General features: G+C 39.9%; 5 protein-coding genes and 1 pseudogene. 1 reads left to right on the top strand and 5 read right to left on the bottom strand.

Annotated features, from left to right (window positions below; all coding sequences use genetic code 11):
- Window positions 1-252: pseudogene (locus tag WBJ10_RS13710) on the bottom strand (IS21 family transposase); the annotation flags it as partial.
- Window positions 253-266: 14 nt separating this feature from the next.
- Between WBJ10_RS13710 and WBJ10_RS13705 the strand changes: the two are divergent.
- Complete coding sequence (locus WBJ10_RS13705; protein WP_424291232.1) at window positions 267-1163, top strand: flavin reductase family protein; 897 nt, start codon at window positions 267-269, stop codon at window positions 1161-1163.
- 51 nt (window positions 1164-1214) lie between these two features.
- Here the strand turns inward: WBJ10_RS13705 and WBJ10_RS13700 are convergent, their stop codons facing one another.
- The 4 genes from WBJ10_RS13700 to WBJ10_RS13685 form a co-directional block, all read right to left on the bottom strand.
- The gene (locus WBJ10_RS13700; RefSeq protein WP_424291230.1) at window positions 1215-1904 is read right to left on the bottom strand and encodes a LytR/AlgR family response regulator transcription factor; all 690 of its coding nucleotides are present in this window, start codon (window positions 1902-1904) and stop codon (window positions 1215-1217) included.
- The gene (locus tag WBJ10_RS13695; protein ID WP_424291229.1) at window positions 1904-2422 is read right to left on the bottom strand and encodes a TlpA family protein disulfide reductase; all 519 of its coding nucleotides are present in this window, start codon (window positions 2420-2422) and stop codon (window positions 1904-1906) included. The genes WBJ10_RS13700 and WBJ10_RS13695 overlap by 1 nt, the downstream gene beginning before the upstream one ends.
- 101 nt (window positions 2423-2523) lie before the next feature.
- Window positions 2524-2736 carry a hypothetical protein gene (locus WBJ10_RS13690; RefSeq protein WP_424291227.1) on the bottom strand — a complete coding sequence of 71 codons (213 nt, stop codon included), beginning with the start codon at window positions 2734-2736 and terminating at the stop codon, window positions 2524-2526.
- Window positions 2737-2764: 28 nt separating this feature from the next.
- Complete coding sequence (locus WBJ10_RS13685) at window positions 2765-3811, bottom strand: sensor histidine kinase (RefSeq protein ID WP_424291225.1); 1047 nt, start codon at window positions 3809-3811, stop codon at window positions 2765-2767.
- Window positions 3812-4213 lie beyond the last annotated feature (402 nt).

Below are 4213 nucleotides of genomic sequence, written 5' to 3'. Positions count from 1 at the left end.
CCCATTCTTCATCACCGTAGCCTGATGCTGCTTCTTAAACTCATACAGAAGTACCGGAAGCGGAGCGAGTGCCGGACGCTCCACCTCTTCAAACTGAAGTCTTCGGCTATAGTTGCGGCCCTGCAGCAGCTGACTGTTATGAGCCTCCAGAACTACCCGGATGGCCGCATTCAACTCCGCCAGCGAATGAAAGACCGCTTTTCGTAAAGGAGCATAGATCCGGGTATACATGATCTTTACGGCTCCCTCCACTAGTGCCTTGTCAAATGAGGTTAAAAACTATTGATGCTTCATCATTAACACCGACGGAAATGCAAGGGTATTTGCACTCTGCCATTGCACCCCGCCCGATATGTTTTGCATCCACTATTGATAAAAACGGCGAGGTTAATTTAAGTCCCTTTAGTTTTTTTAATGTGTTTAGTATCAATCCACCGATATGCGTTTTTTCACCAACAAGCCGGGCGCGGGATAACACCACCAAGCATACGCTTGAAAACGTTTTGGAAATACCTGAATGTGTGATTAATATTGTGGACTTTGATATGGTTCAACAGACCTATTTAACTAGTAAAGATTATCCAAGAGGAGTAAATGAGTTTTCGAAAGCAGGGTTTACTGAATTAGCTTCGGAGACGGTAAAACCACCCAGGGTAGCGGAATCGAGTGTTCAATTGGAATGTGTAGTGAATGATGTGATATCGTTAGGGAAAAACGGAGGAGCAGGCAATTTGGTTATTGCAGAGGTGAAACGGATTCACATCAGTGAAGATATTTTGGATGCTAATGGCAAAATAGACCCTCATAAAATAGATCTGGTGGCTCGTTTAGGCGGTGATTGGTATTGTAGGGTAACCAACGATAATTTATTTAAAATTGCCAAACCAATAGAATATGATGGAATAGGTATCGGCGTAGATGCTTTTCCTAAAGAGGTTAAAAACTCCAACGTATTAGCCGGGAATAATTTGGGGTTATTAGGCCTTGTTAAAACTCTACCATCCGAAGAGGAGGTAGAGGCCTTTAGCAAAACCGATGAAATGAAAGAACTGCTTGATGGTACCATTGACAGCAACACCCGAACCATACGCCTACATTCAAAAGCCAAGCATTTGTTAGAAAACGGCCGCGTAATGGATGCCTGGAAAGTGTTATTGATGTAGCTCGTAAGGCTGTATTCAGGATTAATTGCCCCAGGATTTATAAAGGGGTTTCTACTTCAACAAGTATCTTTTCAAATCGTCCATGAAAAATCTCGATACCGGAATTTTTATTCCGTTGATCAGAAGCTGGTTCTTTTCAAATTTTTGAATGTGATCTTTATTCACGACGTAGGATTTATGTACCCGCAAGAAATTTTTTCCTGAGAGTTTGTTCAAAAGTTCCTGCAAGGTCATGCGTACAAACGTCCTCCTGTGTTCTTCTACAAATCCAGTGTAATTATCCTCTGATTTGATAAAAAGCAAGCCTTTTAATTCAATTCTTACCCAATTATATCCGTCTTTTACAAACAAGCTATCACTATTTTGTGCGGGATCTTCCTGCCGGCGTTCTCCGCGATTTTGGGCTTGAATACATGCTTTTAGAAAACGGTTATAATTAAAAGGTTTCAAGAGAAAATCGGTAATAGTCAGATCGAAACCTGTAACCGCATAATCTGTATGGGCGGTAGTAAATATTAGTTGGGTTTGAGGACTAACCAGAGTTGCAAATTCAAGCCCCCCGATATCGGGCATATTAATATCCAGGAAGATCAGTTCAACCGCTTCCACCGCCAGATAATTTAACGCGGCTCTAGCGCTGGTGAAAGTCTGTTTCAACTTAATAAATGACACTTTTGCAGCATGCATCCGTATAATGTCCAATGCAACGGGTTCATCGTCTATGGCAATGGCACTTATCATTACAAATACCGATTCAGTTGACTGTATAAACTATCCCGATTACTTGGTCGTTTTGCATCGCTGATTACAACTTTACCTGTTTTGTCTAAAATCATGTACCTGGGCATGGTTATCATAATCTGCTTGTTGTTAGTTAAAGTCCTATAAATATCCGCATACTGATCAAATTCTAAAAAGATATGGTTTCCCTCAATATTATATTTCTTTATCTGCTCTCTCCACATGTACTCATGCCTGAGATAACTACCACCACAGATATATAGAAAACTTATATTCTTAGATTGGTATTTATTCTTAAGGGGTTGTGTAAAATGCCGGAATTCGTCGAGACAAGGTCCGCAGGTTGTGCCCCAAAAATCGATGTAAACTACTTTCCCTTTAAAATTAGCATTGTATAAACTTTGAAGTGTTGTGTCGTCTTTTGCGAGAGTCAAAAAGCGGTTATCATTGTTGATGATGCGCGGAAGAAGGAAAACTTTTAGAGATAAAAAACAAATCATTACTACAATAATAGACATAGCAGGTTTCAGAAAATCTGATCTGTTTTTTCTAAAATATTTAACCAGCAAGTAAATACTCAGTCCCAGAAAGAGAAGGCTTAAGAGCGTCTTTAAATAAATCAGAAACGTGAGATTCGTATTTTTTCAAAGACAGTATCCAAAGCCTGCGATTTCTGCTCTTTCGGAAGCAATTCGGAATTATAGGCAAGATCGATGATCTCTCCTCTCACTTCTATACTCCAGTCGACAGAATGATGTGCAATATCGATAAGTAAAAGAGGAATAACCGCCAATAAGATAGTTCCTATCCAGAATTTTGCTGAATTGATCATGATATTTTTATTTAAGTAGGTGATATGATTAAAGTTCTTTGAGTTTGAGGGACATAGTTACGATGTATGTTTTGCCATCCGACGAGATGTCCAGTTTATGGCCTACAGGGTATAGAAGCGCAAGTCGCCTGCGAGTAAGCTCAAGTCCGCTGTTAGTGCCTTTCAGACTGTTTTGCCCTGTTACGATGGTGTTGCTGACCATCATTTTCAACTCGGTACCTTTGAGGTGGATACGAATTTCAATTTCAGCGGGGTTGTCAGCGCTTTTACCATATTTAAATGCATTTTCGATGAAAGGGATTAGAAGCATCGGTGCAATAAAAAGGGACAGGTTCGATACTTCAATAGAAACCTCTACACTGTGCATGTGGCTTAAAGGCATGCGTACCTGCTGCAAATAAAGATATTGTTCAATAAATTGAATTTCCTCGGCAAGGGGTACAACTGTCTCCTGCATACCCACAACTGTGTAACGCATCATCCCTGACATGATCTCAATCCCCTCGGCTGTACGGCTGGCACTTTCCTGAAGCGCTGTACCATAAAGGTAGTTCAGGGTATTAAACAAAAAATGAGGGTTAAGTTGTTGCTTCAATACCTGCAACTCAGTTTCTGAGCTCTTAAGGCGAACTTTCAATAAGTGTGAACGGTGGTTGAGAAATTCGCAGAATATTGCATAAGCTAGGGTGTATCCAAGGAGTATCATCGCGGGCTCGAGAGAGTTGCCACGTCCTTTATCACTAGTAATCATAAAAAAACATATCATGAGCAATACTGTAAACAAAGAACTAATAGCAAAAACGATCCATCGGTATCTTTTAAAAACATATTGGTAGTTAAGCTCTACCAGGAAGGTAAAAACCAGCAGGTAAAGCACATCCGTTCTATAAAAGTTATGTTCTACCAGCCTTTGAAAAACAGTGATTGGAGATCCATCAGAGTTTGTGTAATGATCGAATGATGTTCTTTTAAATAAAAAATCAAAACTGTCATATACATTGATCGCTGCCCATACCACAAAAAAGTGAAGAAGCCATTGCTTAAATGTGTTTTTGAACATATCGTTTGCTTTCATAACTCAAAGAAAGAGATACCATGGTTGATAATAAAAAAAATGTGGCAAGAGGAATAATTGAGGGGTGAAACGGAATTAAGATTCGTAATTATTATTCTACGAGTAATCAGAGGTTATCTTCGGATAGTCCTTTTTCATTTTTGTTACCGTAATCGCCTTTAGATTTTGGACGATTGGTGTGCTCCAGCGCGGGTGTAGGAGTGAAAGTAATGCTATTGGAATGACAACGCTGGATGCGTCCAACTAAGTTAAGCTAACAATCAATCGTTTCGGACTGCAAAACCTCTCCATAGTAGCGTTAATGATCGTAGGTCTTAATTCAATTGAGCTAAACGCTGAAGATATTAGGCCAGAATTCAAAGCCCCAGAAAAGACAATAGCCAGAAAAAAGCCTCTCCTTAC

The sequence above is a fragment of the Daejeonella sp. genome, from assembly GCF_049655485.1.
In the GTDB taxonomy this organism is placed as follows: domain Bacteria; phylum Bacteroidota; class Bacteroidia; order Sphingobacteriales; family Sphingobacteriaceae; genus Daejeonella.
The sequence above is the reverse complement of the archived record's forward strand: the minus strand, read 5'-3'. Positions and strand labels throughout refer to the sequence as shown.